Below are 25,308 nucleotides of genomic sequence, written 5' to 3'. Positions count from 1 at the left end.
GCGTCGGATGATATATCGCTTCCGACGCGGCACGTCGTCCCGACCGCCCGATGACAGCACATTTACACCGTCCGATGGCTACGAAGCCGTATGGACAGACGGCGGGACTGGCTCGGGGCGCGCGCGGCGGTGCTGCTGCCGGCAGTGGTCGCGGTGCTCTCCTTCGCGACGGGTGTCGTCAACATCAGCCAGGTGGTCATCACCGAACCGATGTTCGACTTCGTCCCGCAGAGCGTTCAGCGGGCGGCCGGGTTCACCGGGGCGCTCACCGGGTTCTCGCTGCTTCTCGCCGCGTTCGGGCTGCGCCGACGGTTGCGAGTCGCCTGGTTCGTCACCCTCGTCCTGTTGCCCGTCTCGGCGCTACAGGGCGTCGTCCAGACGTCGCCGGTCTCCCTGCCGCTCGTCGTCCTCTCGCTGGTGTCGCTGCCGACGCTGTTGCTGAACCGGAAGCGCTTCGACCGGCCGGTCGACCTCTCGGCGGCCCAACTGGCCGCCGGAGCCGCGCTACTGGGTGCGCTCGTGTACGGAACCGCCGGCACCTACGCGCTGCGCGATGAGTTCAACAACGTCTCGACGCTCACGGACGCCTTTTACTACACGCTCGTCACCGCCAGCACTGTCGGCTACGGGGACGTGACGCCGGCGAGCGAACAGGCGACGCTCTTTGCCCTCTCGGTGGTCGTCATCGGGACGGCCAGTTTCGCCATCGCGCTCGGGTCCCTACTCGGCCCGGCGATCGAAAAACGCCTCTCGGAGGCACTCGGGAACATGACAGACGCACAATTGGACTTGCTGGAGGGCCACGTCCTGGTCCTCGGCTACGGCGACCTGACGGAACCGATTTTAGACGAGCTCGCGAAGAGCGCCGAATTCGTCGTCATCACGCCGGATTCGGAGACGGCCGCGCGGTTGCAGAAACGGGACATCGCGGTGCTGACGGCGAACCCAAGCGACGAGGAACCGCTCCGGCGAGCGGCGATCGAGGACGCGCGCGCCGCGGTCGTCGCCACCGACGACGACGCGGAGGACGCCCTCTCGATCCTGACGGCGCACAACCTCAACCCCGACCTGAACATCGTCGCCGCCGCGACCGACCGCGAGAACGTCGAGAAGCTGCGGCGAGCGGGCGCGAGCACGGTCATCAGTCCTGCGCTCATCGGCGGGCACCTGCTCGTCCAGTCGGCGATGGGCCGACAGGGGATGGAGAACATCGCCGACCACCTCTTAGACGTCGAGCGCGAGAGCGACCTCTAGTGGCTCCGGTCCACGATGGCGACGTCGGTGTCGATGTCCTGTAGCCGCTCGAACGTCGGCGGCGCGATGAACCGCGAGGCGGCGCTCCGGTCCTGGCTGGCCCCGATGATGACCAAGTCGTACTCCGAACCGGTGTCGACGAGGAACGACTGGATGTCGGTCCGCGCCCCGCGCGTCTCGATCGGGGCGTCGAACGGTTCGACGAGGTCCATCAGCATCGACTCGGCGCGGCGGCGGTCGCCGCTCTCCCCGATACAGGTCGCCACCGCGACGCGACCGCTCGCCCCCGCGAGTCGGATGGCGAAGTCGACCATGTTGTGCGCGACGTCGCTGGCCCGCCGAACGGGCACCAGCACGCGCTTCCACCGGGTGCGACCGTTGCGCGAGCGGTGGACCAGCACGTCCGTATCGCCGCGGAACAGCTGCCGGAGGTACGGCGTCAGCGCGCCGTGTTCGCTCTCGTAGGGCGCGGCGATGAGGTCGCAGTTCGCGTCGTCGGCCGCCCGGAGCGTCGTCGCGGCGGCCGGTTCGTCGCTCGCGGCGACGACCACCTGACAGGGGACGCCGACCCGTGTCTCCACTTCCCACGCCCGCGTTTCGAGTCGGTCGACCTCGTCCCGAATCGCGTCGCTCACGTCCTCACCGGCGAGGTCCGCTGTACTCGCGTTGCGTTGTCTGAGCGGGCCGTTCAACAGCGCGCGTTCGGTCTCGGCGGCCTCGGGGTCGTCGACGATGTCGAGTAAGACCACCTTCCCCGCGTCGTGGGCCGCCGCCAGCCGCGCCGCGAGCATCGCCGTCGCGCCCGCGCTGTCCCCGCGCATCGGGACGAGGACGTGGTCGTCGCCGGTAGTGGACTTGTACAGGACCGTCGCGCGCCGGTCGTAGAAGCGGTCGCGCCAGACGACGAAGACCAGCGCGACGAGCGAACTGGCGAGGAAGATGCTCCCGACGAAGGGCATCCGTTGCGACGGTTGGACCAGCAGCGTCAGCAGCGCCGTCGAGTACGCCGACGGTTCCTCGATGTCGAGGGGCCACGTTATCAGTCCCGTCGCCAGCACCGCCAGCGTCGCCGCCCCGGCGGCCACCTGAAACTGGCCCTGCGGCCCGTTGAGTACCGTGTTCGACACCCACAGCGCGCCGAGCCCGCACATCGCGCCGATGGTCAATCCGCCGACGAACCGCCCCGGCTCCGAGTACTTCCCCCGCGGGTCGGCAAACAGCGTGTGGGTGCCCGACGCCAGCGGCGGGAAGAGCAGGAACGACAGCGTCGGGACGACGTTCGAGACGGCCGTCACCAGCCCGATGAGCAACGGGACGAACACCAGCACGGAGAGGTGGACGATGTGGTCGGTCGTCTCCGCCCAGCGCCGGAACTCGCGGAGTTCGCGCCGTTCGACCCGCCGCGCTCGCGCGGCCGCCGCGCGGAACCGCCGGGTCAACTGTTCGAGCATAGGTCCCGTGAGGACGGTCAGACCCCTAAGCCCACCGGCCCGGAGTCCCTCAGAGCGTGGTCGCGGCGGTCAACGCGATCTCGATGGCCCGTTCGACGTTGTCCTTGGCCTTCTCGGGCAGTTCCTCGTCGTCCGTCTCGCCCTTCTGGGTCCCCTCGACGAGGTTGCCGTCGACGGTGCATATCGCGCCCGCCGACAGGCCCTTCCGGCGGGCCAGCGTGAAGATGGCGGCGGCCTCCATCTCGACGGCCAGCAGTCCGGCGGCCTCCCAGTCCTCGACGTACGCGTCGGTCTCGGCGTAGAAGGCGTCGTCCGTCGCGATCGCGCCGACGTGAACCGCTTCACCGTTGGCTTCCGCGGCGTCGACCAGCGCCGAGAGCGTCTCGTAGGTCGGCACCGCCGGAACCGTCATCTCCTCGTAGCGCTCGCTGGTCCCCTCGTCCTTGGCCGCGCCGGTAGCGACGACCATGTCGCCGATCTCGATCTCCGACTGGAGCGCGCCCGTCGTCCCGACGCGGACGAACGTCTCGACGCCCACCGCGGCCAGTTCCTCGACGGCGATGGCCGCCGACGGCGACCCGATGCCGGTCGAGCAGATCGTCAGGTCGGTCCCCTCGTAGGTGGCGTTGACGACCTTGTACTCCCGATTCTCGGCGACCGTCTCGCTCTCCTCGCAGTGGCTAGCGATGCGGTCGACCCGTCCGGGGTCGCCCGGCAGCAGCGCCACGTCGTTCACGTCCCCCGATTCGACCAGCAGATGGGGCTGTTTCGCCATAGCGGGCGTTCGACGGGTCCGCACAATAACGGCGGGGGTTCGCCCGAACAGTCAGGTGGTCGCGCCGCGACGGTAGCCGTATGAGCGACCTCTCGCCGCTCGACAGGCGGATGCGCTGGCCGACGGTCGCCGCGCTCGTCGTCGGCTTCGGGTTGGGCGTCCTCGCCGTCCTCGTCCCCCGGACCGTCGGCGGCGCGGCGCTGCCGTGGGTGGTCGCGCTCCCCTTCGGCGGCGTCGCGGCGCTGTTCCTCTACGGCGTGATGTACCGCAACCTCTCGGAACGGATCGAGTGACGACGCCGACCGCCCGACGGCGGGGGATCAGGTCGGGATGAACAGAAAGAGCACCACGTTGTTCACCGCCGGCCCCAGACCGACGGCGGCGACGAACGCGAGCAGGAGGCTCCCCTCGACGGGTTCGTCCTCCAGGTACTCGTGCATGAGGAAGACGACGCCCACCGCGACGACGAGCTTCACGAGGACGAACAGCCAGCCGACGCCGACGACCGAGGCCGTCGGTAGCGTCCCGGCGAACTCCATGATCGCGCGCGGAATGGGCGACCGTTCGCCGATGCCGATGACGTCCGCGCCGACGGCCGTCGAGACGCCGTCTAACGCGTGGGCGAAGATGACCACGGGCGCGGCGTATCGGGTGCGGACGATGACCGGCGTCCGCCAGAGCGCGGCCGCGAGGAGCGTGAGGCCGGCGACGACGAGCGCGCCGACGACGGCGACGGTGGGCCAGACGAGCGAGAGCAGCCCCGACCGGAGCGCCGTGATCGCCGCCAGGACGAGCAGGACCGTCATGACGCCGGTTCCGACGAGACCGAGGTTGCGCGAGACGTTCTCGTCGTGGCCCCGACGGACGCCGAACAGCGAGAGGACGACCCAGACGGTCCCGAGCGTGACGTACGTCGTGAAGTAGACCGCGGGCGTGCCGAACAGCGGGCGAATCGCGGCGTCGTACAGCTCGATGGGCGGTTGGTTCAGCGCGTGGAGCGTGCCGCCGATGACCATCCACGGGGCCAGCGCGACGACGGTCCGCTGGTCGATGGGCGGTTCGAACGCCACCAGCAGGGCCGTCACCAGCAGCGTCCCGGCCGTCAGCGCCACCAGATACGGCAGCGGCGGCAGCGCGAACCCCGAAGGCAGTACCATATCCCCACGCCAACGTCGGACGCCGAAAAGCTTCCGACCTCGTCTCGGGTGGTACGCCGGTCCGTTCGACTGGTTTTCGGTTGAACGCCAGCTACCCGCATCTCCGTGCCGGGACGTTTAGGTACGCGCCCGCTGTTGGGCCGGACATGGACGACGTTCCCGACCGGGTCGAACACACCGTCCTCGGGCCGGCGACGACGCCGGAGGACGTGCGGTCGTGTCTCGACGACGCGCTGGAGTACGGAACGCGGGCCTGCATCCCGCCGTGTTACCTCGCGCTGGCGGCCGACTACGCCGACGTTCCGCTCGCGACGGTCGTCGACTTCCCGCACGGACAGGGGAGCACCGACGCCGTCTGTGCGGCCGCCAGGGACGCGTGGGACCGCGGGGCCGACGAACTCGACCTCGTCTCGAACCTCGGGCTGCTGCGAGCCGGCGAGGACGACGCGCTGGGCGAGCACCTCACCGAAGTCGTCGCGGCCGTCCCGGTCCCGGTGAAGGTCATCGTCGAAGCGCCGCTGCTGAGCGACGCTGAACTCCACCGCGTCGGCCGCCTCGCCGCCGACGCGGACGCCGCCTATCTCAAGACCGCGACGGGATTCTCAGAGGGCGGCGCGACGGTCCACGACGTGGAGATCCTGAGCCAGTATCTCCCGGTGAAAGCCAGCGGCGGCGTCGGATCGTGGGACGAGGCGAAGGCGATGTTCGACGCCGGAGCCGAGCGCATCGGGGCGTCCAGCGGCGACGTCATCGTCCGCGAGTGGCGCGAACAGCGAGCGGAGTAGGGCGCTTACGCCCGCAGTTCGCGGGTCGTCGACGACTGTATCCACGCGCCGTCGTCCTCGCGGTCGTAGACGAGGAGGTCGCCGTCGACTCGGAGCGCGGCGTACCGGTCGTCTATCGGGGCCGCGGACCGCTCTCGCCTCGGTTCGAATTCGCCGGTCATGAGTTAGTGAGGCTGGTCGACGCGCCGCCGGCGCATCCGTCGAGCGCCGGGTCCGGGTCGACGCGGACCGTCCCGCCGCCAGCGACCGAGACCATGCAACCCCCGTAAGTGAACGACACCCGACTGCTGGCTGACGATGCAAGGACGGCCGAGAGCGCGTCGGGTTCCACCACGTCGTACAGCGACGTCTCCAACTCCGAAACCGGGGTGTCGGTCGCGTCGGCGACGGCGGCGACGATGCCGTGGGTCAGCGCCTCCGTCGACGAGACGTCGCCGACGGTCCGTTCGACGTGACACTGTCGAGTCTCACGCTCGCTCATTGAATCGACGTACGCGGTACACGAGGATAGGGCTGGCCACTACATGGCCACACGCCGTCGGTGCGGTGCCACTATACATTTAGACCGGCGTCGTCCCCGCGACTCGCTTCGCCGTCGACCGACCGCGGCGCGGTGCCGTCAGCTATCGGTCTCTCGCCGCCACCGCTCCCGACAGACCTCGCCGCAGAACGCGTAGATTCGGTGTCCCTCCTCCGGGACGGTGGTCACCGGGTACCACTCCGTCGTGTCGATCGGGGTACCACAGGTGGTACAGAGACGGGGCGAGTCCGCCGGTAGCGTGGTCTTTTCGAAGGATTCTCGGGCCATACGCCGTGAGATCAGAGCCGCCTCCGCCGCGCGGTTCGACCGTCGCCGATGCGTATATTCGGGGCCGCAGGGGGAAAACGAGCGTCGCTACGTGGCTAGTGCCGCCGCCGCAGTGCCCACTATACACTGAAACCGCGCTCACTCGTCCAGCAACAGGTCCAGTAGCTCCCGCTGACTCGCTCGCAAGTGTCGGTTGAACGTGGGTTGGGAGACGCCGAGCGCCGCCGCCACCTCCTCGCCCGTGTTCTCACGGGGCCACTCGAAGAACCCGCTCAGGTGGGCGGTCTCGATCGCCTCCCGCTGCTTGTCGGTGAGGCGGTCGAGGAGCTCGGACCGGAACGCCGTCGCCGTCTGTATCGGCCGGTCGCGCTCGCGTCGCGCGAGCAGCGTCGCGCCCTCGAAGGCCGTCTCGAACAGCCGGGCGAACTCCCTGACGTCGCGGTCGGTCGGCAGTTCGACGACGAGGCGCGCGTCGGTCCCGTCACCGGTGAGGGATTGCGGGACGCCGCCGTGGTCGAGGGCGACGCCGGCGACGCTCTCGCCGACGACCGGACACTCGTAGAGGCTCTCGGACTCGTCGCCGGCGACGCGTCTGAGTTCGCCGAGGCCCGGCGACTCGGCCACGAACTCGCCGACCGCGTCCGGGTCCGCGCCCCGAAGGGTGAAGAACGCCCGGTACGGGCCGCTCCCCTCCGAGACGACTCCCTCCAGTTCGAACTCGGCACCGACGGCCCGCACGCACCGGAACAGCGGCGTATCGGGGTTCTCGATTCCGAACTCCAGTTCCACCCGTCGGTCGCTCGTCAGTGCCGTCTTGCGCTCGGCGGCGGTTATCGCGTAGCCCACCAGCTCGCCCACGTCCGCGAGGACCGCTCGCTCGGTCTCGCCGAGGTGGTCGGGGTCACTGCCGTAGACGGTCAGCACGCCGTATACGGCCTCCTCGTAGCGCACCGGCACCGAGACGACGGTGCGGTAGTCGCGCTCCAGCGCCGCCTGTTCCCACTGGTCGAACGGGGGGTCGGCGCGGGCGGGCGACGCGGCCCGAGTGGCGTGGTCCTCGACGGTGCGACCGGCCGGCTCCGCCCCGCCGGCGACGACCGTGATCGCGTCCAGATAGCCCGAGTCGTCACCCGCCCGCGCCGTCGGCCGCACCTCGTCGCTGACGGGGTCGCGGGTCCCGAACCACGCGAACTGATAGGGACCGGTCGCCGCGAGCCGCTCGCAGACGGTCGATTCGATCTCCCCCCGGGAGTCGGTGCCGACGAGCGCCGTCGCGACGTCGCGAATCACCTCGTTGATCCGGTCCATGCGCTCCAGGCGCTCGGTCTTCGCTTCGAGCGTCTCCGTGCGCTCTCGGAGCGACGACTCGCGCTCGACCCGGTCGAGCGCGGTTTCGACGTGCGCCGCGAGCACCCGCGCGAGGTCGACGTCCGCCTCGGAGAACGATTCGGCGGTCGTCTCGCCGGCGATGAACACCCCGTGCTCTCCGAGCGGGAGGACGATCGCGCTGTCCAGCGGCGTCCCCGAGTCCGAGACGTCGGCCCGGAACTCGATGTCCTCGTAGACGGTTCCCTCGCTCTCGACGAACACCCGCCAGGACTCGCCGTTCTCCGGGGCGAACAGCGACTCGTCGCCGACCAGCTCGGTGACGGCGTCGCTCCGGGCGCGGGGCAGGAGGCGGTTCCGCTCGGAGTCGTACAGCTCGACGGCCGCCAGTCCGAGTCCCAGCGTCTCCCCGGCGGCCGAGACGGCGGTGTCGCAGACGGCCTGCGCCGACTCGGCCTCGGTCAGCTCCCGCGACACCTCGTTGAGCGTCTCCAGTTGGGCCTCCCGCCGGGTGCGCTCGGTGATGTCGCGCCCCTCCGGGACGAGCAGCTCCACCTCGCCGCGCTCGTCCGTGATGGGCCGGACGGAGAAATCGATCGTCGCGACGCGGTCGCTCCCCCGCACGTCCAGCTCGTGGCGGACGAACTCCCCCTCGGCCGCCCGCCGAACGTCCTCTCTGACCCGCTCTCGGACCTCGGGACTCGTTCGGAACCACTCGGTCTCCCAGAACGGTTCGCCGACGACGTCCGCGCGGTCCAGGCCGCCGAACGCCAGCGCCGTCTCGTTGGCCTCGAGGACGGTGCCGTCAGGCTCCAGCAGTCCGGTGAACTGGTACGTCTGGTCGAAGACAGCTTCGAGGCGGCGCTGGCGCTCCCTGCGCTCGGTGACGTCGGTGATGAACCCCTCGATGGCGACCAGTTTGTCCCCCTCGAAGACCCCCTCACCCTGCTCCCAGACCCACCGCTCGGTGCCGTCGGCGCGTCGTATCTGATACGTGAGCGTGAACGGTTCTCGGTCGCCGATGGCCGCCTGCACGTCCTCCCAGACCCGCTCTCGGTCGTCCGGGTAGATGACGTCCTCGCCCCAGCTCACGTGCCCCGACTCTATCTCGGCGGGGTCGTACCCCGTGAGGTCCGAGCACCCCGCGCTGACGAACGACATCGGCCAGCCGCGCTCGTTCTCACAGCGGTAGGCGATGCCCGGCAGGTTGTCGACGAGCGTCGAGAACATCCGGTTGCGCTCGCGAAGCTCCGCCTCGGTCCGCTTCCGCTCGGTCACGTCCCGCGCCTCGGGGACGAGCGCCACGACCCGGCCGTCCTCGTCGGTGACCGGCGTCAGCGAGACGTCGACGGTGATCTCCTCGCCGTCGGCCCCGACGACCGTCGCCTCGTAGCGGACGAACTCCCCGGTCGCCGCCGTCTCGACGGCGTCGCGGAGCCGTTCGCGCGCGGCCTCGGAGTGAGACCACCAGGGCGTCTCCCAGAGCGGCGAGCCGACCGCGTCGGTCAGCTCGACGCCGGCGAAGTCGAGCGCCGCCCTGTTCGCCTCCACGAGCGTCCCGTCCGGCTCGGCCAGTCCGACCAACTGGAGCGACGCTTCGGTCTGTGCGTCGTACGACCGGACCCTGTCCGGCGACTCCGAGAGGTCCGCCGCGACGACGCCGTATCCCGTCAGCGTCCCGGCTGCCCGAAGCGGCGTGACGACGAACCGCCCCCAGAGCCGGGACCCGTCGGCTCGGACCCGCCACCCCTCGTCGACGACTTCGCCGTCCGTCTCGACCCGTTCGAGTATCCGCCAGGGAAGGCCGTCGTCGGCGTCCGCCTCGGTGTAGAACGCCGCGAGCGGCTCACCGACCGCCGCGTCGGCGTCGTAGCCGAGCAACCGTTCGGCACCGTCGCCCCACTCGGCGACCCGGCCGTCGCGGTCGAGGACGAACACGCCGTAGCGACGGACCCGCTCGCAGAGCAGCCGGTATCGGTCGCGGTCGCCGCCGAAACTCTCCCCGCCGTCGGTGCGGACGGAACCGGACGCGCTCCGGAACCGACCGCTGTCAGCCCGATCCGTTTGTATCGACGCTGCTCGGTTTCCGGCCGCGCGCGGAGTGTCCCCACAGCGGGACGCGGCGCTCGGTGATCTCTCGTCTCTGAGATGCCGGACTCGCATACACGTGTCTATAATGATTATAGTCACACATAGTAACACGTGATTATCGGCCACCACACCGGTCGGCCGAATCCGTCGCCCTTTTGCCGACGAGGCCGTACCTTCCGGACGAATGGCCCGCTACCACATCGAGACGTACGGGTGCACCTCCAACAGGGGTGAGACCCAGCAGATAGAGCAGGCGCTCCGCGAGGGCGGCCACCACCCCGCCGACGGGCCGGAGTCGGCGGACGTGGCCATCCTCAACACCTGCACGGTACTGGAGAAGACCGAGCGCAACATGCTCGCGCGGGCCAAAGAACTGGACGCCGAGACGCCGGCTGACCTCGTGGTCACGGGCTGTATGGCGCTCGCACAGGGCGAGCAGTTCCGCGACGCCGACGTCGACGCCGAAGTCCTCCACTGGGACGACGTGCCCCAGCACGTCCTCAACGGCGAGTGTCCCACCGTGACGCCCGACACCGAGACGGTTCTGAACGGCGTCGTCGGCATCCTCCCCATCGCCCGGGGCTGTATGTCCGACTGCTCCTACTGTATCACCAAGCAGGCGACCGGGCGAATAGAGTCGCCCTCCGTCTCCGAGAACGTCGAGAAGGCCCGGGCGCTCGTCCACGCGGGCGCGAAGGAAATCCGCATCACCGGGCAGGACACCGGCGTCTACGGGTGGGACCGGAATCAGGGGACGAGCCTGCTCCCCGAGCTCTTAGAGCGCATCTGCACCGAGATCGACGGCGACTTTCGCGTTCGCGTCGGGATGGCGAACCCGAAGGGGCTGCACGGCGTGCGCGAAGAACTCGCGCAGGTGTTCGCCGAACACGACGAGCTGTACAACTTCATCCACGCGCCGGTCCAGTCGGGCAGCGACGACGTGCTCGCGGACATGCGCCGCCAGCACGCCGTCGACGAGTATCTGGAAGTCGTCGAGGCGTTCGACGACGCCTTGGACTACTGGACGCTCTCGACGGACTTCATCGTCGGTTTCCCGACCGAAGACCCCGAGGACCACGAGCGGTCGATGGAACTACTGCGAGAGACCCGCCCCGAGAAGATCAACGTCACGCGCTTCTCGAAGCGGCCCGGCACCGACGCCGCCGACATGAAGGGGCTGGGCGGCCAGACGAAGAAGGACCGCTCGAAGGCCATGACCGAGTTGAAGATGGACGTGACGGGGTCGGCCTACGAGGAGATGGTCGGCCGCGACTCGTCGGTCCTGCTGGTCGAGGACGGCACCGACGAGTCGCTGGTGGGGTACGACGAAGCGTACCGACAGGTGGTCATCGCCGACGCCGAGGAGCGAGGGCTGGAAGTCGGCGACTTCGTCGACGTGGAGATCACGAGCCACAACACCGTCTACGCCTTCGGCGTGCCGGTCGAGCGCCGGCAGTTGGCGGACTGACCGGCCGGACACCGAAGCCGGGAAGTGCCGAACGCCGTAAGCGGTGGTATGCGACGGCGACGCCTGTTGGCGACGGCCGGAGCCACGCTAGGGGCGCTATCCGGCTGTGTCAGCCGCGCTGACGAGAGCCGGCCGCTTCGCGTCGACGGGCCGGGCGAGGACGATCACCTTCCGGCTCGCTACACGTGTGACGGCGCGGGTGTGTCACCACCGTTCGCCATCCAGCACGTTCCCGAACCGACGGCGGGACTCGCGATCGTCGCCGAGTCTAACCGCGACGCCATCATCGAACCCGTCCGCTGGGCGCTCTGGAACGTCCCCAGCGACCGCGCCCGGATTCGCGGCGGTCTGCCGCGAAAGCGCGTTCTCGACGGATTGGGCGGCGCGCGGCAGGGGCTCGCACCCGACGGTGAACCGGGCTACGCCGCTCCCTGTCCGGCGGCGGGGACCACCCAGAGCTATCGGTTTCAGGTGTACGCGCTGGAACGGCGACTGGACCTCCCGCCCGACGTGAAGAACGACGACGCGCTCGACGCCATCAACGCCGCGACGCTGTCGAGCGCCCGGTTCGTCCTCCGCTACGACCGGCCCGCGACCGAGGCCGAGACCGACTGAGACGCGTCACTCCAAGTCCGCCAACCGCTCGACTTCGTCGTCGTCCTTCCACTCGCCGAGCTCCTTCGGGTCGACGTGGACGAAGACGTCGTCCACTTCGGGGAGTTCCCGTATCGCCTCGATGACCGCCGTCTCGATGTCGTGGGCCTCCCGGAGCGTCAGGTCGCCCTCGACCTCGATGTGGAGACTCACGTCGATCTCCGGGCCGACGTAGTGGGCGATGACGTCGTGTGCACCCTGTACCTGCGGGTGGTCGAGCGCCCGCTTCAGAATCTCGCGACGGAGGTCCGCGGGCGGCGCGGCCCCGACCAGGTAGGCGACGTTGTCCCGGACCACCTCGACGCCGGTGTAGACGATGCCGACGGAGACGACGATGGCCGCGAGCGGGTCGGCCATCGGGTAGCCGGCGGTCGCGCCCGCGACGCCGACCAGCGCCGCCCCGGCGGTCAGGATGTCGTTGCGGTTGTCCTTCGCGGTCGCCACCAGCGCCGGGGAGTTGCTTTCCCGCCCGGCCCGCAGACAGTACCGATAGAAGGCGTACTTGACGAGCGCCGTGAGCGCGAGGACGCCCACGGCCGTCGGACCGCGCGTGACGGTGACCTCACCGCTCAGAAGCGCGCCCGCGGCCTGCCAGAGGACGACGCCGCCGGCGGCGAAGATCCCCGCGGCGACGAACAGCGAGACGAACGGCTCGATGCGCTCGTGGCCGTGGGGGTGCTCGAAGTCCGGCGGGCGCGTCGTCAGATAGAGCCCGGCGACGACGACCAGCGAGTAGGCGGTGTCGGCGACGCTGTTGACCGCCTCGGACTGGACCGCGAGACTGCCGGTCGTCAGCCAGACGCCGCCCTTCAGGAGGGCCAAGACGACGTTGACGCCCAGGACGAGCAGCCCGACCCGCCGGAGGGTAGCGCGGCGCGACATCTGCCTGGACGTAGACAGGGGCGATTAAAGCCCCTTCGGAGGCGCTTCGACGCGAACGGCCCGGTCCGCGCCCGGCACGCTGGTCCCCTCCTGTTCGGCGAAGGCCTCGTGCAGTCGGTCGTAGGTGTCCTCGACCGCCTCGACGATGACCTTCGTGTCGCTGACGACGGGCATGAAGTTCGTGTCACCGTCCCAGCGCGGCACGACGTGGGTGTGGAGGTGGTCGTCGATGGACCCGCCGGCCGCGGAGCCACCGAGGTTCAGCCCGGCGTTGAACGCGTCGGGGGAGAGCGCCGACTCCAGCGCGGCGAACGCCCGCTGTTTCAACTGCGCGTGCTCTAAGAGCGTCTCGTCGTCCAGCGCGCGGTACTCGCCGGTGTGGTCGTGCGGAATGACCATGACGTGACCGGGGTTGTAGGGGTAGTTGTTCAGCAGGACGAACGCGCGGTCGCCCCGCGCGACCACCCTGTGCTCGCGGTCGGCGTCGTCGTCGCGGAACGCACAGAAGACGCAGTCGTCGTCAGCCGTCTCGTCCTCTCGCTCGACCCACTCGATGCGCCACGGCGCGAACACCTGGTCCATACAGCCACCGTGTGGCCGATTCGCCTAAAACGACTTCGACCGCCGAGAACGGCTATTTAAATCTACCGGCCGTTTCTGTTCCAGACGCCGTGAGACAGTTCCAGGGACTGTTATCAACCGTATGCAACCGTCTAAGGCGGTAGCTCACAGATTCCGTTGCCGTCTGGCGAAAAACGGTGCTGAACGGATCCAACGGTGGGGAGTTTTTATACTCCTCTCGCCGGTAGACCGGAGTGGGATGGCAGCTACAAACGACGGCGTCGATATGTCAGAGGCATGCTCGTCATGCGACCGCGAGACACCACACGACGTGCGTGTCCAGATACAGACCGAGAGCTCCAAACGCGAGAACGCGGAGTTCTCCCGCGAGCCGTATCGAGTCAGCGAGTGCCAGATCTGTGGCACCACCACGCACACGCGCATGAACAACGCGTAGCCATCCCATCGAGAACTGACACAGCCCCGACGCCCACGGTGCGGGCCGTGCGGCGTCACTCCTCGCTGAACAGAACGGCCTTTTCGAGCGCTGCTCTTGTCCGTAGCCGCTCCTTACTCTCCCGACCGTACCGTTCGTAGCCGCGCTTCGCGGACAAGCACTATCTGAGCGGACGGCTAAAACGTGACTCGGCGGCTCGTTCCGCTTCGCGCCCGTCCTATCGAGAGCGCGTCGTCACTTCGATGCCGTCGTCGGTCACGATGACGGTGTGCTCTTTCTGGCTGACGAATTTCCCCTCCTCCTCCTTGAGGACGGGGTAGCCGTGGACGATGTTCTGCTGTTTCAGGCGACGAAGCGCCATCTTCGCGCGCGCGGAGTCGAGCCACCGGGCGGCGAAGGGCAGCGTCTTGAACTCCTCGGAGATCTGCTCTAAGACCTGTCGGGCGTTCCGGTCGCGGACGGACCCCTCGCGTTCCAGCGCGAAGATCTCCTCGGAACTCCCCTCCTGGACTTTCCCGCGGCCGTCCGTGGCGAACGGCTCGATCGCGACGACGTCGCCGGGCTGGAGCTCAGCGCCCTGTGACACCGAGCGGTTCGGGATGTTCGGGGAGGTGTGTTGCTCCCAGTGACCGAGTCCGTGGCCGGTGAGGTTGACGACGGGGTTGAAGCCGTACCCCTCGATGACCCCCTCGACGGCCGCGCCGATGTCGCCGACGTCGACGCCCGGTCCGGCCACGTCGAGGGCGGCGTCGAGCGCCTCCTCGGAGGCCGCGGCCAGTTCGTCGTGGCCCGAGAGGTCGACCGTGATCGCGGTGTCGGCCAGCCAGCCGTCGACGTGGACGCCGATGTCCAAGTTGACCATCTCCTCGCCGAAGGTGGTCTCGTCGTCGCGCTCGGGCGTCGCGTGAGCGGCCTCCTCGTCGATGGAGATATTGACCGGGAAGGCGGGCTCGCCGCCCAGGTCACGAATCTCCTCTTCGGCCCACTCGGCGACTTCGAGGTGGGACGCGCCCACTTCGACTCGCTCTGCGGCCTCGTCGCGCACCTGCGCGAGGATCTCGCCGGCCTCGCGGCACTTCTCGTACTGCTCGGACTCGAAGTCCACGTCGCTCATGCCCCGGCGTTCGGCGCTGTGCGTGAAAGCGTTTGTCGTTATAGCTCAGACGGCCGAGCGGAATCGAGCGAGGACGCCGTAGCCCGAGAGGACGGCGACGGTGACGGCGGCGGCGACGGCCACGAGGAGACCGAGGTACGAGCGCGGCGTCGTCACCACGAGGGGACGGCCGACCGCGGCGGCGTACACCGCGAGGAGCGCGTCGTCCGCGAGCGCGACGCCGGAACACGCCAGCAGCGTCGCGCCGCCGACCGCGAGGGCGGTCCCGGCCCACGACTGCCCGCGGCGGGCGGCGTCGAGTCCGGCGACGGTGGCGGCGAGGAGGGCGAACGCGACGGCGAAGACCGACAAGAGGGGATCCATGGCCGAGCGTTCGGCGGCCGCCGCGAAAAGCGTTCACTCCCGGGGGGTCCGGGCGGTCTGCATCGAGTCGGTGTTGTACTCGCTCCCGACGTGGCCCGCGTGGTCGAGGACGAGGAGGCCCGCGCGACCCCCGGTGGCATCCTCGAACTCCGCGACGGCCTCCTCGGCGGCCTGTCGCGGACCGAACGTCTCCAGGAGGTTGACGGCCCGCCGAGCGAGCCCGAAGCGGGCGATGGCCTCGCCCTCCCCCGTCGCGCTCGCCCCGCCCCGTTCGTCGGCGAAGAAGCCCGACCCGACCTGCGGCACGTCGCCGACCCGACCGGCCAGCGCGAACCAGCGTCCGGCTGTCGAGGTCGCGGCGGCCAGTCGCTCCCCGTCGGTGGCGACTGCTCCGACGGTGTCGGTGCCGGCGAAGTGCTCGCGCACCCACGCGAGGTGGTCACCGACGTCCTCGCCGGGCGGGTCCGCCCGCTGGTAGCGGTCCCGCGTTGCCTCGGTCGTGAGGTCCTCGTCGGTCGCGACGCCGCTCGTGGCGGCCAGTTCGACCGCCGGGTCGCCGGCGAGGAGGACGTGGGGCGTCTCGCTCGCGACGACGCGGGCGACGGCGGTGGCGTGACAGACCCCGGCCATCGCACACGCCGCGCCGACCGTCCCGTTATCGGTCATCAGGCCCGCGTCGGTCCGGACGACGCCGTCGCTCTGCACGGCCCCGCCGACGCCGGCGTTGAACGCCGGGTCCCGTTCCAGCGGTCTGATGGCTTCCCCGACGGCGTCGAGCGGCGTCTCCGCCTCGCTCGCGCGCTCGGCGGCGTCCGCGAGAGTCGTCTGCCGTGCTGCCGGTTTCTCGGGCGGGCTTCCCGCTCCGCCGTGGACGACGACGTGCATACTGTCTCTCCGTCCGCCAGTCCGAAAACGTCTCGGCCCCCTTGGTGGTTCAACCGAACGAGACGCGGCAGTAGACCGGGTCCGGCGAACGAATTCGGTTTCGTTCGTGCCCGCTCGTGTTCGTCTCTGACTGTGACCCTCGTTACCACGCCTGTGGGTAAAACGGCAGTCCTTTAGGCCCGACTGGCGACTGCCCGATATGGGCTACGATTACGAGCAAGTGGAGGTGCCCGACGAGGGCGAGCAGATCCAGGTCACTGACGACAACGAACTCGAAGTCCCCGAGAACCCGATCATCCCCATCATCCACGGGGACGGCATCGGGACGGACGTCGGCCCGGCCGCCCAGAAGGTGCTGGAGGCCGCCGCCAACGCCACCGGCCGCGACATCTCGTGGATGCGCGTCTACGCCGGCGAGTCCGCCCGCGAGCGCTACGACGAGAACCTGCCCGACGACACCGTCGAGGCCATCAAGGAGTTCAACGTCGCCATCAAGGGCCCGCTGACGACGCCCGTCGGCGCGGGTTTCCGCTCGCTGAACGTCGCGCTCCGCAAGACGCTCGACCTCTACGCGAACGTGCGCCCGACCTACCACCTCGACGGCGTCCCCTCGCCCGTGAAGGACCCCGAGGAGATGGACATGGTCACGTTCCGGGAGAACACCGAGGACGTCTACGCCGGCATCGAGTGGGAGGCCGGCACCGACGAGGTCCAGGAGGTCAAGGACTTCGTCGAGGACGAGATGGGCTTCGACAGCACCATCCACGACGGCCCGGTCGGCATCGGCGTCAAGCCGATCACCGAGTACGGCACCAAGCGCCTCGTCCGCGAGGCCATCGACTACGCCATCGAGAACGACCGCGACTCCGTCACCCTCGTCCACAAGGGCAACATCATGAAGTTCACCGAGGGCGCCTTCCGCGACTGGGGCTACGAGGTCGCCGAAGAGGAGTACGGCGAGGACGTCATCACCGAAGACGAGCTGTGGGACGAGTACGACGGCGAACAGCCCGAGGACTCGCTGGTCGTCAACGACCGCATCGCCGACAACATGCTCCAGCAGCTCCTCACCCGCACCGACGAGTACAGCGTCATCGCCACGATGAACCTCAACGGCGACTACATGTCCGACGCCGCCGGCGCGCAGATCGGCGGCCTCGGCATCGCGCCCGGCGCGAACTTCGGCGAGTCGCGCTGTCTCGCCGAGCCGGTCCACGGCTCCGCGCCCAAGTACGCCGGCGAGGACAAGGTCAACCCGACCGCGATGATCCTCTCCGGCCGCCTGATGCTCGAGTACATGGGCTGGAAGGACGCCGGCCAGCTCGTCCGCGACGCCGTCGAGGAGACCATCTCCAGCGGCGACGTCACCTACGACCTCGAACGCCAGATCGAGGGCGGCAACAAGCTCGCCACCAGCGAGTTCGCCGACGCGGTCGTCGAGAATATAGAGAAGCTCTCCTAAAGGGCCGATCGGACTCCGGCGGCTTCGCCGTCGGAACGCAGCGGCACTCGCGGAAGCGGACTCTCACGCGCCCTCGCATTTTCTTCCCGCCACCGCACAGCCGGGCTACCGCTCCGACATCGTCGTCTCGTCGACCCAGATCGGCCGCTCGACGGTCGTGACGCCCAGATCCGTCACCCGGACCGTGCGGACGACGTGAACGGAGCGACTGCCGAGAGTCGCGTCGTACTCCAGGCGTCGGGCGACGACGACGCCGTCGTAGCGGACGCGCATCCGGACCGTGACGTTCTCCACGTCGCTGACGAACAGCGGCGTAGTCAGCTTCTCCGTCTCCCGTGTACGGGTACCGACGAGGACGACGCCGCCGTCGTCGGTCCGGCGGGCGACCCGCGTCTCGACAGCCGCAAGCTCGCCCGCCAGCCGCTGTTCGTCCGACAGGTCGGCGAGCAAGTCGCCGTTGCCGGCGGGCCACCGCAGAAGCGTCACCTCGCCGCGTTCGTTCACGTAGCGGGTCGCGACGATGGTGCGGTTGGCCCAGTAGTCCACCCGCGTCGTCGCCGGGCCGGTGCGGTACTCGCTCACGTTCTGCTCGAACCGGCCGCGGTACGTCGAGGCGTTCGGCGCGACCCAGTGGGTCCGCTCGGTCCGGCGGACGACGTCGCCGTCGGCGTCGCGGATCTCCTGTGTCGCAGACAGCGTGTAACTCGTCGTCGAGAGCGACCCGGCGTGGGCGTTGGCGAGGACGGACGGGACGACGCCGCCGGCGGTCACGCCGGGCGGGTACTGGACGCCGTCGGTGGGGACGGGAGCGGGCGTTATCACTTCCGGACCGTCGCTGACGGGGAAGCCGCCGCACCCCGCGAGGATGATCGCACACGCGAAGACGAGCGCCTGAGCGTCCATCACCGAACCGACGCGCTCGGCACTCAAACGAATGTCGCGGCTACCGCCGACGAAGGCGACGATTACTGCCTACGTGAGAATCAGTCTCCTCCGTCGCTCGGACCCGCGGTTTCCGTCTCGTTCGCGAGCGCTTCGCTCGCCCACGTCGGCTCCGTCGGGTCCGTCCCGCCGACGGCCGTGGTGCTGAGCTCGAACCAGACGGTCACGGGCTCGCCCGTCCGTCTGTTCGTCCCCTCGCCTCGGATTCGGAGCGCACTGACGACGCCGCCGTCGACGGTGGCCTGCAGAGAGCTATCGGTGACCTCTCGGACGTTCGGTGGATGGGGGACCGCGCCGGCGTCGCCGTGCGTACTCGATAACCGCCGCCCGGAGGGCGTCCGTTCGACCGAGACGTTGAACCCGCCGAGGAGGCGTCCGAGGAACCCCGACAGCGTCGGATCGCCGAGGTAACTCCCGTCGACCGTCGAGACGGTCAGGTCGCCGTCGTCGGTCGTTCGCCGGACGGCACTTCGGGTCCCGTCGTACCAGACCGACCGATTGCGGCTCCGGCCGGGATAGGCCGACGTCGTCCGCCGTTCCCAGCGGTACGTCCCGTCGTCGCCGACGGCGATGCGGTCGCGCATCGTGCCGACCGTCCCGTTCTCGTACTGGACGGTGAAACGCACTAGTATCGCGTACGAGCGGTTCGAGAGAGCCGCCCTGTGGCGGTCGGCGAGTCGCTGGGCGTCGAACGGGCCGGTCGGCGCGGTCGCCGTCGCCGAGGGAACCGGCGCGGGCGTCACGGACTCGGGGGTGCCCTCGCCGGCGGTGAACCCCTGGCACCCGGCGGTCACGGCGAGGAGCGCGACGAGGAGGGCGGTGAGCGGCCGGGACACGTCAGTGACTCAGCACGGTGAGGAGAAGTGTCTTGGGTCGGATCTGGAAGTCGCGCCCGCCTCCCGACCCTCGCGGAATCACAGGGTCCGCTCAGTTCCGGAAACCGCGGAGCGCTTTCCAACCCTCGCGGAATCTGTGATTCCGCTCAGTCCCGCCAGTCGACGTCGGTTCGGGGCGGGCTGAACACGTCGATACCGCTGACCGGCTCGTCCGTGCGGTTCTCGACGCGATGGGGTTCGTCACCGGGGATGACGTAGGAGTCGCCGGGACCGATGACGTACTCCTCGCCGTCGACCTCGAAGGTCGCGGTCCCGTGAACCACGAACCCGACCTGTTCGTGGGGGTGGCCGTGTTCGGGGACGACCGCGCCGCCCTCAATGTGGAAGTGCTGGACGCTCATCGCCTCGCCGACGGCCAGTTGCGTGAGGTGGACGCCGTCGACGGCTTCGACCGTCTCGCTCGCGGCTTGCGGAACTTCCTGCATGCCCGGGCTATCGACACCGGGGGGCCTAAAGCCACAGGCCGACCCGAACGTTCAACCCCGAAGCGGGCCAACCCGAGCCCATGTACGCGGTCGTCGGGTGCAGCGAGTGCAGCGCGCTCTGGGTCGTGGAGGGTCGCCCGGAGACGACCCAGTGTCCCCGCTGCGGGAAACGCCGCCAGCACGCCAAGCGCCGGAAGTTCGTGGAGACGGACGACGAGGCCCACGCCCGCGAGGTGCGCGCCTCGATGCTCGCCAACCGGCAGGGCCACGGCGACGACTTCGCGGAGCTGGACTCCTACGCCGAGATGGAGCGACAGGCCGAGGAGTCGGGCGTCGACGACGAGACCTACCTCGAAGCGTCGGGGGTCGACAGCGAGCGGGTCGCGGCGGCGGGCGAGCGGGCCGAACGGGGAACCACGAGCGGCTCCAGCCGCAAGGAGACGGTGCTGTCGGCGCTGCGCGAACTGGACTCGCCGACCGAGGACGAGGTCGTGGCCTACGCCGCGGAGCGCGACGTCCCCGCGGACTACACCCGCGACGCGCTGGCGAAGCTCGCCCGGGCCGGCGAGGTCAGCGAGTCCCGCGGCGCGTATCGACTGCTCTGAGCGGTGGGAAGTGCAAGCAGACACGGCTTCCGTCCGGAGAGCGTAGGGCCGACAAATGGAACTGTCCGGCGTCAAAGCGACCGGCAAACAGGTCGTGAGCGAGTTCACCGAGAAGAACGTCCCGTTCATGGCCGCCGGCATCGCCTACAACGCCTTCGTCTCGCTGGCCCCGCTGTTGGTCTTGCTCCTCATCGTGACGACGACGTTCGGGACCGGCCTCGAAGACCGCATCGTCAGCGTCGCGCAGTCCTCGCTGCCCGCGCCGATCGCCGACCTCGTCGTACAGGTGTTCAGCAGCGGCGCGTCGTCGGCGGGGACCTCGGTCATCAGCCTCGTCGTCCTGCTGTGGGGGTCGCTGAAGGTGTTCCGCGGCCTCGATACGGCCTTCTCGGAGATCTACGAGAGCACCGCCGACAGCTCGCTCGTCGATAGCCTGCAGGATGGGCTGGTCGTCTTCGTCTCGCTGGTCGTCGGCGTGCTGGGCACGGTCGCGGCGAGCGCCGCCTTCGCCGGGCTCGCCGACAGCCTGCCGCTCGGCGGGTACGTGATGCCGCTGGTCCTCCTCGGGGGCCTCGTCGCCGCGTTCTTCCCGATGTACTACGTCTTCCCCGACGCGGACCTCTCGTGGCGACAGGTCCTCCCAGGCACCGTCGTCGCGGCGGTCGGGTGGGCGGTCTTCCAGTCGCTCTTCCAGGTCTACCTGAGCGTCAAGGGCGGCGGCACGACCAGCCTCTTCGGCGGCGTCCTACTGATCGTGACGTGGCTCTACTTCTCCAGCATCGTCCTGCTGGCGGGGACAGTCATCAACGCCGTCATCAGCGGCCACGCGACGGGCGACCCCGGCGGCGTCGGCGCGGGGGCCTCGAAGTACACGACCGAGCGCGAGGCGACCCTCTCCCGCGGCGAACTCCGGCAGTACCTGGCCGACTTCCAGACCGAACTCGCCGGCGCGTACGAACCGAGCCGCGACGGCCCCGGGACCGACACGTCGCCGTCTCACCCGTGGCCGCGCGACGACGTGAAACTGACAGAGTCCTCCTCGGTTGAGGGCGGTAAGGAGACGCGAACCGTCGTGTTGCGCTGGCACCCCGACGACGATGCCGAGAGCGACGGACGCGACTCGACGGACACGGACTCTCCCAACCGACAGTCGACGCCGACGACGAGCGACTGACCGACGGATCGACGACGATAGACCGGCTGCCGTCGTGAAACCGACGCCGTCACTCACACCCATCCGAGCGTCTTCCCGACGCCGACCAGCGCGGCGAGCGTCGTCACCGCCAACTTCAGCAGGTGCAAGAGCAGGTGTGCGCGCGATACCGTCGAGTCGGTGTCGTGCTGTCGCTGTTCGGGGAACATGGTGGTGGCAGCGCCCGCGGGGGCCGCCCGTCGGACGCTACGCGTATATTGCGGGCAGTCGGGAATAAATCGCAGCCAACCCCGCGGCGGAAGTGAAAGTGGAGCGAGCGGCCGAGCGCTCCCGTCCGCGTCCGCTACCGCCCGAGTTCGGCGTGCGCGGAGGAGAGGTGCCGCGAGGACAGCGCCGCCAGCAGAGAGAGCTCGCCCGCGAGCGCGCCCGTGGCGATGACCTCCGCCAGCGCGTCGGCGTTGCTGCCGGCGGGGTCGCCGCCGCCGGCGTATCCCAGCACGTCGAGCGCCTCGGCCTGCGTGGGCAGGCCGGTCCCGCCGCCGACGGTGCCGACCTCAAGCGACGCGATGGTGACCGACGCGTAGAGGCCGTCCTCACGGGCGTCGACGGTCGTGATCGCGTTGCTCCCCTCGACGACCTGCGCGGCGTCCTGTCCCAGCGCGAGGAACGCGGCGGCGACGACGTTGGCGGCGTGGGCGTTGAACCCCAGCGCGCCGGCCTTCGCCGACCCGACGAGGTTCTTGCGCGTGTTGGCCTCGACGATGGCCTCCGTGGTCGTATCGAGGCGCTCCTCGACCTGTTCGTGGGGGATCAGCACGTCGGCGGCGACGGTGCGGCCCCGCCCCTCGATCGCGTTGATGGCCGCGGGCTTCTTATCGGAACAGAGGTTGCCCGACAGCGCGACCAGATCCGCGGACGTCTCGCGCTCGACGACCTCGCAGGCGGCCTCCGTGGCGATGGTCGCCATGTTCATCCCCATCGCATCTTTCGTGTCGTAGGAGAACCTGAGAAAGACGTTGTCGCCGACGACGTAGGGCTCGACGTCCTGTAACTCGCCGTGGCTGGTCGTGGCTTCGGCGGCCTCCGCGAGATCGCCGACGTGTTCGCGCACCCACGCCGACACCTCGCCGGCGGCGGCCACGTCCTCGACCTTGAACACCGGCGCGCGCGTCATCCCCGACTTGAGGACGCGGGCCGTCGCGCCGCCGGCCGTGCGAATCGTCGAGACGCCGCGGTTGACCGAGGCCAGCAGCGCGCCCTCCGTCGTCGCCATCGGGAGGTAGTGCTCGCCCTCGGCAGCCCCGCCGTCGATGGGAAGCGGTCCGGCGACACCCATCGGAATCTGGGCGGCCCCGACCATGTTCTCGATGTTGGGCTCTGCGTCGGCGGCGTCGAAGGCGTACTCGCCGATCACGTCCAGATCGACGCCCGTCTCCTCGGCCAACAGGTGTCTGCGAGCGGCGGCGGCCGTCTCGGCGTCGGCGTGGTCTTCGAGTTCGTAGAGGCGCAACTCGCCGTCGCGGACCCGCTCGGCGAGCGTCTCGGCGTCGGTGTCGGTCATACAGGGCGGTAGCGGGCCGGGGTCCTAACAGTTGCTCTTGCCCGGCGTCTTCGGACGAATAGTTCGACGTGTCGTGGCAGAGAACGCGTACAGCCGGAAAGCCCCGCTAGCGAGTGGAGAACCCCGCACCACAACCGCGGGCAACGAACCGCAACACAGCCGGAAAGCCCCGAGCCGTTCGAGTCGGGGGGCTTGCTGCGCTCCTCGGCCTCCGGCCTGCGATGCTTGCTGCGCCCGCCTTCCCCGAACGGCTCGCCCCTTTCAGTCCCGCCCGGGAGCTGGCCGATCAGCCGACACGGGTGGAGCTGAAAGGGGCCGTCATCGGGCGGTTCGCCGCCTGATCGCTCGGGAGACTTCCGGTCTCTCGGTGTCCGAGCGCTCGATCGGGGGGCTTTCTGGCTGTTCACACTCTCTTCGTCCCGACGGAATATCGCCCGTACAGAGACTACTCCAGTCGCTGAAGCGCGTACTCGTCGGCCGGACAGCGATAGCGAGCGAGCAGTCGTCGGTCGGCGTCCGCCGAGTCGTCGGTCTTGTCGACGGCGTAGGCGCTGTACGTGCAGTCCTCGGGCGTGAACTCGACGGTGGCGTACCCCCAGTCGTGGCTGTCGAAGAACTCGACGTGCGGGTTGAACTGCTGGACGTAGGCCTGTAACAGTTCTCGAAACCCCCTCTCGTCGGGCAGTTCCAGCAGCTCCCGCAGATTCACGCTGGTCACGGCGGGCGTCATGAACTCGACGCCGTAGCGGCGGTCTTCGCCCTCGATGTAGCCCGCGAGCGCCGTGTGCATGTCGCCGGTGAGCGCCACGAACGAGCCGTCGCCCGCGGCCGCTCGCTCCAGAAGCAGGTCCCGTTCGGCCGCGAAGGCGTCCCACGCGTCGGCGTTCTGCAGGGCCGCGCCGCCCAGATCGAGGTCGAACTCCATCGCCAGCACCTCGTTGGCCCACGCGGTCCACGTCGCGTCGCTCTCGGCCAGCCTGCCGGTGAACCACTCGCGCTGTGTCTCGCCGAGCATCGTCTCGGTGATCTCCCCGCCCGCGGCCCCGATTTCGGCCTCGAACTGCGCGCCGTCGGCCGGTGCGGTGCGGTAGAGGCGCTCGTCGGTCACCAGCAGTTCCACCAGGTCGCCGAACCGGAAGCCGCGCCACAGTTCGAGTTGGTCCAGCAGCGAGTCGGCGTCGGGGTCGTAGGGCACGCGCGTCGGGGTGTACTCCCACCACGCCCGGATGCCGTCGGCGAACAGTCGGGTCATGAACTCGGGGTCGTCGTTGCGCGGGTGGTCGCCGTCGCCGGCGTAGGGGCGACCTTCCTCGTAGTCCCAGTAGCGGTTGTTCACGATCTCGTGGTCGTCCCACGTCTGGAGGATCGGGTGGGCGGCGAGCGCTTCCCGCAGGAATCGGTCGGTGCGGTAGGTCCGGTGGAGGTAGCGGAAGTCGTCGAGACCCATCACGACGCCCTCACCGCTGGGCAGGGAGAGCGACCGGCCGTCGTAGGCGCTGCCGCCGCCGTGTTCGTAGATGAAATCTCCGAGATGCACCAGAAAATCCACGTCGGCCTGCGCGACGTGGTGGTACGCCCCGTAGTAGCCGTTGCGGTAGTCCTGACAGGTCAACAGCGCGAAGGCGACCCGGTCCGGGCTGGCGTCGGGCGCGGGGAGCGTGCGACACCGCCCGACGGGGCTGCTCGCGCCGTCGTAGGCGAAGCGGTAGTAGTAGTTCCGGTCGGGGTCGAGTTCGCCGTCCAGATCGACTTTCACCGTGTAGTCGCCCCCGGCGACGCGTTCTGCGGGAACGCGCCACGACCCGACGATATCGGTGAGGCCCTCGTCGCGGGCGACGGTCGCGGTGAGCGCCGTCTCCTCGCGGTAGGCGTCCGATGCGATGCGGGTCCAGAGGACGGCCCCGGTCGGCGTCGGATCGCCGCTGGCGACGCCCTGCGGGAAGACGTCCTCGTCCTCGGATTCGGCGGCGGGCGCACTCGCCGCTGAAAGCTCCGTCACGCTGTGTGCGCGGGCGACCGCTGAACCGGGAAGCGCGGCCGCGAGCGCCGCCGCGAGGACCGCCCGCCGGCCCGTGTCGACCGCGTTTGGGTCGGCCATACGCCTCGGACGACTGAGAACCACTAAGTAATCCGAAGAATATCGAGCGCCGAACCGCACTAAGGACGGCTTATCGGCTCCGTTCCGCACGATTGAGTCGTTCTATCTCTTCTTCTCCCCGAAATCATATTTGCC

General features: G+C 69.4%; 27 protein-coding genes. 9 read left to right on the top strand and 18 right to left on the bottom strand.

Features of this window, described 5'->3' with window-relative positions; genetic code table 11:
• The first annotated feature begins 90 nt into the window (after positions 1-90).
• Positions 91-1,254: an NAD-binding protein gene (locus tag GO488_RS11540; protein ID WP_162317976.1), complete on the top strand. Its 1,164-nt coding sequence runs from the start codon at positions 91-93 to the stop codon at positions 1,252-1,254.
• Here GO488_RS11540 and GO488_RS11535 read toward each other — a convergent pair.
• Positions 1,251-2,705: an HPP family protein gene (locus GO488_RS11535; RefSeq protein ID WP_162317975.1), complete on the bottom strand. Its 1,455-nt coding sequence runs from the start codon at positions 2,703-2,705 to the stop codon at positions 1,251-1,253. The genes GO488_RS11540 and GO488_RS11535 overlap by 4 nt on opposite strands.
• Positions 2,706-2,754: 49 nt before the next feature.
• Entirely contained in the window at positions 2,755-3,480 is a 726-nt protein-coding gene (locus tag GO488_RS11530; RefSeq protein ID WP_162317974.1) for a nucleoside phosphorylase, read from the bottom strand.
• Positions 3,481-3,560: 80 nt separating this feature from the next.
• Between GO488_RS11530 and GO488_RS11525 the strand changes: the two genes are divergently transcribed.
• Positions 3,561-3,773 carry a hypothetical protein gene (locus tag GO488_RS11525; protein WP_162317973.1) on the top strand — a complete coding sequence of 71 codons (213 nt, stop codon included), beginning with the start codon at positions 3,561-3,563 and terminating at the stop codon, positions 3,771-3,773.
• A 27-nt stretch (positions 3,774-3,800) separates the two neighbouring features.
• Here the strand turns inward: GO488_RS11525 and GO488_RS11520 are convergent, their stop codons facing one another.
• Positions 3,801-4,637 carry a DUF63 family protein gene (locus GO488_RS11520; RefSeq protein WP_162317972.1) on the bottom strand — a complete coding sequence of 279 codons (837 nt, stop codon included), beginning with the start codon at positions 4,635-4,637 and terminating at the stop codon, positions 3,801-3,803.
• A gap of 146 nt (positions 4,638-4,783) precedes the next feature.
• On the opposite strand from GO488_RS11520, the gene deoC reads away from it, so the two are divergent.
• On the top strand, positions 4,784-5,422 hold the full coding sequence (gene deoC / locus GO488_RS11515; protein ID WP_162317971.1) for a deoxyribose-phosphate aldolase: 639 nt from the start codon (positions 4,784-4,786) through the stop codon (positions 5,420-5,422).
• 5 nt (positions 5,423-5,427) lie between these two features.
• Here deoC and GO488_RS11510 read toward each other — a convergent pair whose 3' ends face one another.
• From GO488_RS11510 to GO488_RS11495, 4 genes are all read right to left on the bottom strand, one after another.
• Positions 5,428-5,583: a DUF7331 family protein gene (locus GO488_RS11510; protein ID WP_162317970.1), complete on the bottom strand. Its 156-nt coding sequence runs from the start codon at positions 5,581-5,583 to the stop codon at positions 5,428-5,430.
• The gene (locus GO488_RS11505; protein ID WP_162317969.1) at positions 5,580-5,903 is read right to left on the bottom strand and encodes a HalOD1 output domain-containing protein; all 324 of its coding nucleotides are present in this window, start codon (positions 5,901-5,903) and stop codon (positions 5,580-5,582) included. The genes GO488_RS11510 and GO488_RS11505 overlap by 4 nt, the downstream gene beginning before the upstream one ends.
• Before the next feature lie 138 nt (positions 5,904-6,041).
• Positions 6,042-6,230, bottom strand: a complete 189-nt coding sequence (locus GO488_RS11500; protein WP_162317968.1) for a DUF7576 family protein — start codon at positions 6,228-6,230, stop codon at positions 6,042-6,044.
• Between the two features lie 138 nt (positions 6,231-6,368).
• A complete protein-coding gene (locus GO488_RS11495) occupies positions 6,369-9,719 on the bottom strand; it encodes a PAS domain S-box protein (RefSeq protein ID WP_162317967.1) in 3,351 nt (1,116 codons plus the stop codon).
• A 112-nt stretch (positions 9,720-9,831) separates the two neighbouring features.
• Between GO488_RS11495 and GO488_RS11490 the strand changes: the two genes are divergently transcribed.
• Positions 9,832-11,115: a tRNA (N(6)-L-threonylcarbamoyladenosine(37)-C(2))-methylthiotransferase gene (locus tag GO488_RS11490; RefSeq protein WP_162317966.1), complete on the top strand. Its 1,284-nt coding sequence runs from the start codon at positions 9,832-9,834 to the stop codon at positions 11,113-11,115.
• Between the two features lie 48 nt (positions 11,116-11,163).
• A complete protein-coding gene (locus GO488_RS11485; RefSeq protein WP_162317965.1) occupies positions 11,164-11,730 on the top strand; it encodes a YbhB/YbcL family Raf kinase inhibitor-like protein in 567 nt (188 codons plus the stop codon).
• A gap of 6 nt (positions 11,731-11,736) precedes the next feature.
• Here the strand turns inward: GO488_RS11485 and GO488_RS11480 are convergent, their stop codons facing one another.
• Positions 11,737-12,651 carry a cation diffusion facilitator family transporter gene (locus tag GO488_RS11480; protein ID WP_162317964.1) on the bottom strand — a complete coding sequence of 305 codons (915 nt, stop codon included), beginning with the start codon at positions 12,649-12,651 and terminating at the stop codon, positions 11,737-11,739.
• 24 nt (positions 12,652-12,675) lie between these two features.
• The gene (locus GO488_RS11475; protein ID WP_162317963.1) at positions 12,676-13,233 is read right to left on the bottom strand and encodes an HIT family protein; all 558 of its coding nucleotides are present in this window, start codon (positions 13,231-13,233) and stop codon (positions 12,676-12,678) included.
• Between the two features lie 238 nt (positions 13,234-13,471).
• Between GO488_RS11475 and GO488_RS11470 the strand changes: the two genes are divergently transcribed.
• On the top strand, positions 13,472-13,669 hold the full coding sequence (locus tag GO488_RS11470) for a DUF7835 family putative zinc beta-ribbon protein (protein WP_162317962.1): 198 nt from the start codon (positions 13,472-13,474) through the stop codon (positions 13,667-13,669).
• 217 nt (positions 13,670-13,886) lie between these two features.
• Here the strand turns inward: GO488_RS11470 and map are convergent, their stop codons facing one another.
• Genes map through GO488_RS11455 form a run of 3 tightly spaced genes read right to left on the bottom strand, consistent with a single transcriptional unit; the run spans position 13,887 to position 16,031 of the window.
• Entirely contained in the window at positions 13,887-14,783 is an 897-nt protein-coding gene (gene map / locus GO488_RS11465; RefSeq protein ID WP_162317961.1) for a type II methionyl aminopeptidase, read from the bottom strand.
• A gap of 45 nt (positions 14,784-14,828) precedes the next feature.
• Complete coding sequence (locus GO488_RS11460; protein ID WP_162317960.1) at positions 14,829-15,146, bottom strand: hypothetical protein; 318 nt, start codon at positions 15,144-15,146, stop codon at positions 14,829-14,831.
• Between the two features lie 33 nt (positions 15,147-15,179).
• Entirely contained in the window at positions 15,180-16,031 is an 852-nt protein-coding gene (locus GO488_RS11455; protein ID WP_162317959.1) for an isoaspartyl peptidase/L-asparaginase, read from the bottom strand.
• Between the two features lie 199 nt (positions 16,032-16,230).
• On the opposite strand from GO488_RS11455, the gene icd reads away from it, so the two are divergent.
• Complete coding sequence (gene icd / locus GO488_RS11450) at positions 16,231-17,493, top strand: isocitrate dehydrogenase (NADP(+)) (protein ID WP_162317958.1); 1,263 nt, start codon at positions 16,231-16,233, stop codon at positions 17,491-17,493.
• 105 nt (positions 17,494-17,598) lie between these two features.
• Here icd and GO488_RS11445 read toward each other — a convergent pair whose 3' ends face one another.
• The 3 genes from GO488_RS11445 to GO488_RS11435 form a co-directional block, all read right to left on the bottom strand.
• Entirely contained in the window at positions 17,599-18,396 is a 798-nt protein-coding gene (locus tag GO488_RS11445; protein WP_162317957.1) for a hypothetical protein, read from the bottom strand.
• A gap of 80 nt (positions 18,397-18,476) precedes the next feature.
• Positions 18,477-19,271 carry a hypothetical protein gene (locus tag GO488_RS11440; protein WP_162317956.1) on the bottom strand — a complete coding sequence of 265 codons (795 nt, stop codon included), beginning with the start codon at positions 19,269-19,271 and terminating at the stop codon, positions 18,477-18,479.
• Positions 19,272-19,417: 146 nt separating this feature from the next.
• Entirely contained in the window at positions 19,418-19,756 is a 339-nt protein-coding gene (locus tag GO488_RS11435; RefSeq protein ID WP_162317955.1) for a cupin domain-containing protein, read from the bottom strand.
• Between the two features lie 80 nt (positions 19,757-19,836).
• Here GO488_RS11435 and GO488_RS11430 point away from each other — a divergent pair, with 80 nt between their 5' ends.
• The gene (locus tag GO488_RS11430; RefSeq protein WP_162317954.1) at positions 19,837-20,361 is read left to right on the top strand and encodes a DUF5817 domain-containing protein; all 525 of its coding nucleotides are present in this window, start codon (positions 19,837-19,839) and stop codon (positions 20,359-20,361) included.
• 55 nt (positions 20,362-20,416) lie between these two features.
• Positions 20,417-21,535 carry a YihY/virulence factor BrkB family protein gene (locus GO488_RS11425; RefSeq protein WP_162317953.1) on the top strand — a complete coding sequence of 373 codons (1,119 nt, stop codon included), beginning with the start codon at positions 20,417-20,419 and terminating at the stop codon, positions 21,533-21,535.
• 53 nt (positions 21,536-21,588) lie between these two features.
• Here the strand turns inward: GO488_RS11425 and GO488_RS20080 are convergent, their stop codons facing one another.
• The 3 genes from GO488_RS20080 to GO488_RS11415 form a co-directional block, all read right to left on the bottom strand.
• Positions 21,589-21,723: a hypothetical protein gene (locus tag GO488_RS20080; protein ID WP_277814710.1), complete on the bottom strand. Its 135-nt coding sequence runs from the start codon at positions 21,721-21,723 to the stop codon at positions 21,589-21,591.
• A 134-nt stretch (positions 21,724-21,857) separates the two neighbouring features.
• Positions 21,858-23,075 (bottom strand): hydroxymethylglutaryl-CoA reductase (NADPH), encoded by a 1,218-nt coding sequence (gene hmgA / locus GO488_RS11420; RefSeq protein WP_162317952.1) that lies wholly within the window; start codon positions 23,073-23,075, stop codon positions 21,858-21,860.
• Between the two features lie 445 nt (positions 23,076-23,520).
• Positions 23,521-25,173: an alkaline phosphatase D family protein gene (locus tag GO488_RS11415; RefSeq protein ID WP_162317951.1), complete on the bottom strand. Its 1,653-nt coding sequence runs from the start codon at positions 25,171-25,173 to the stop codon at positions 23,521-23,523.
• Positions 25,174-25,308 lie beyond the last annotated feature (135 nt).

This window comes from Haloarcula limicola (assembly GCF_010119205.1).
Classification (GTDB): domain Archaea; phylum Halobacteriota; class Halobacteria; order Halobacteriales; family Haloarculaceae; genus Haloarcula; species Haloarcula limicola.
This window is presented reverse-complemented; position numbering and strand designations above follow the sequence as displayed.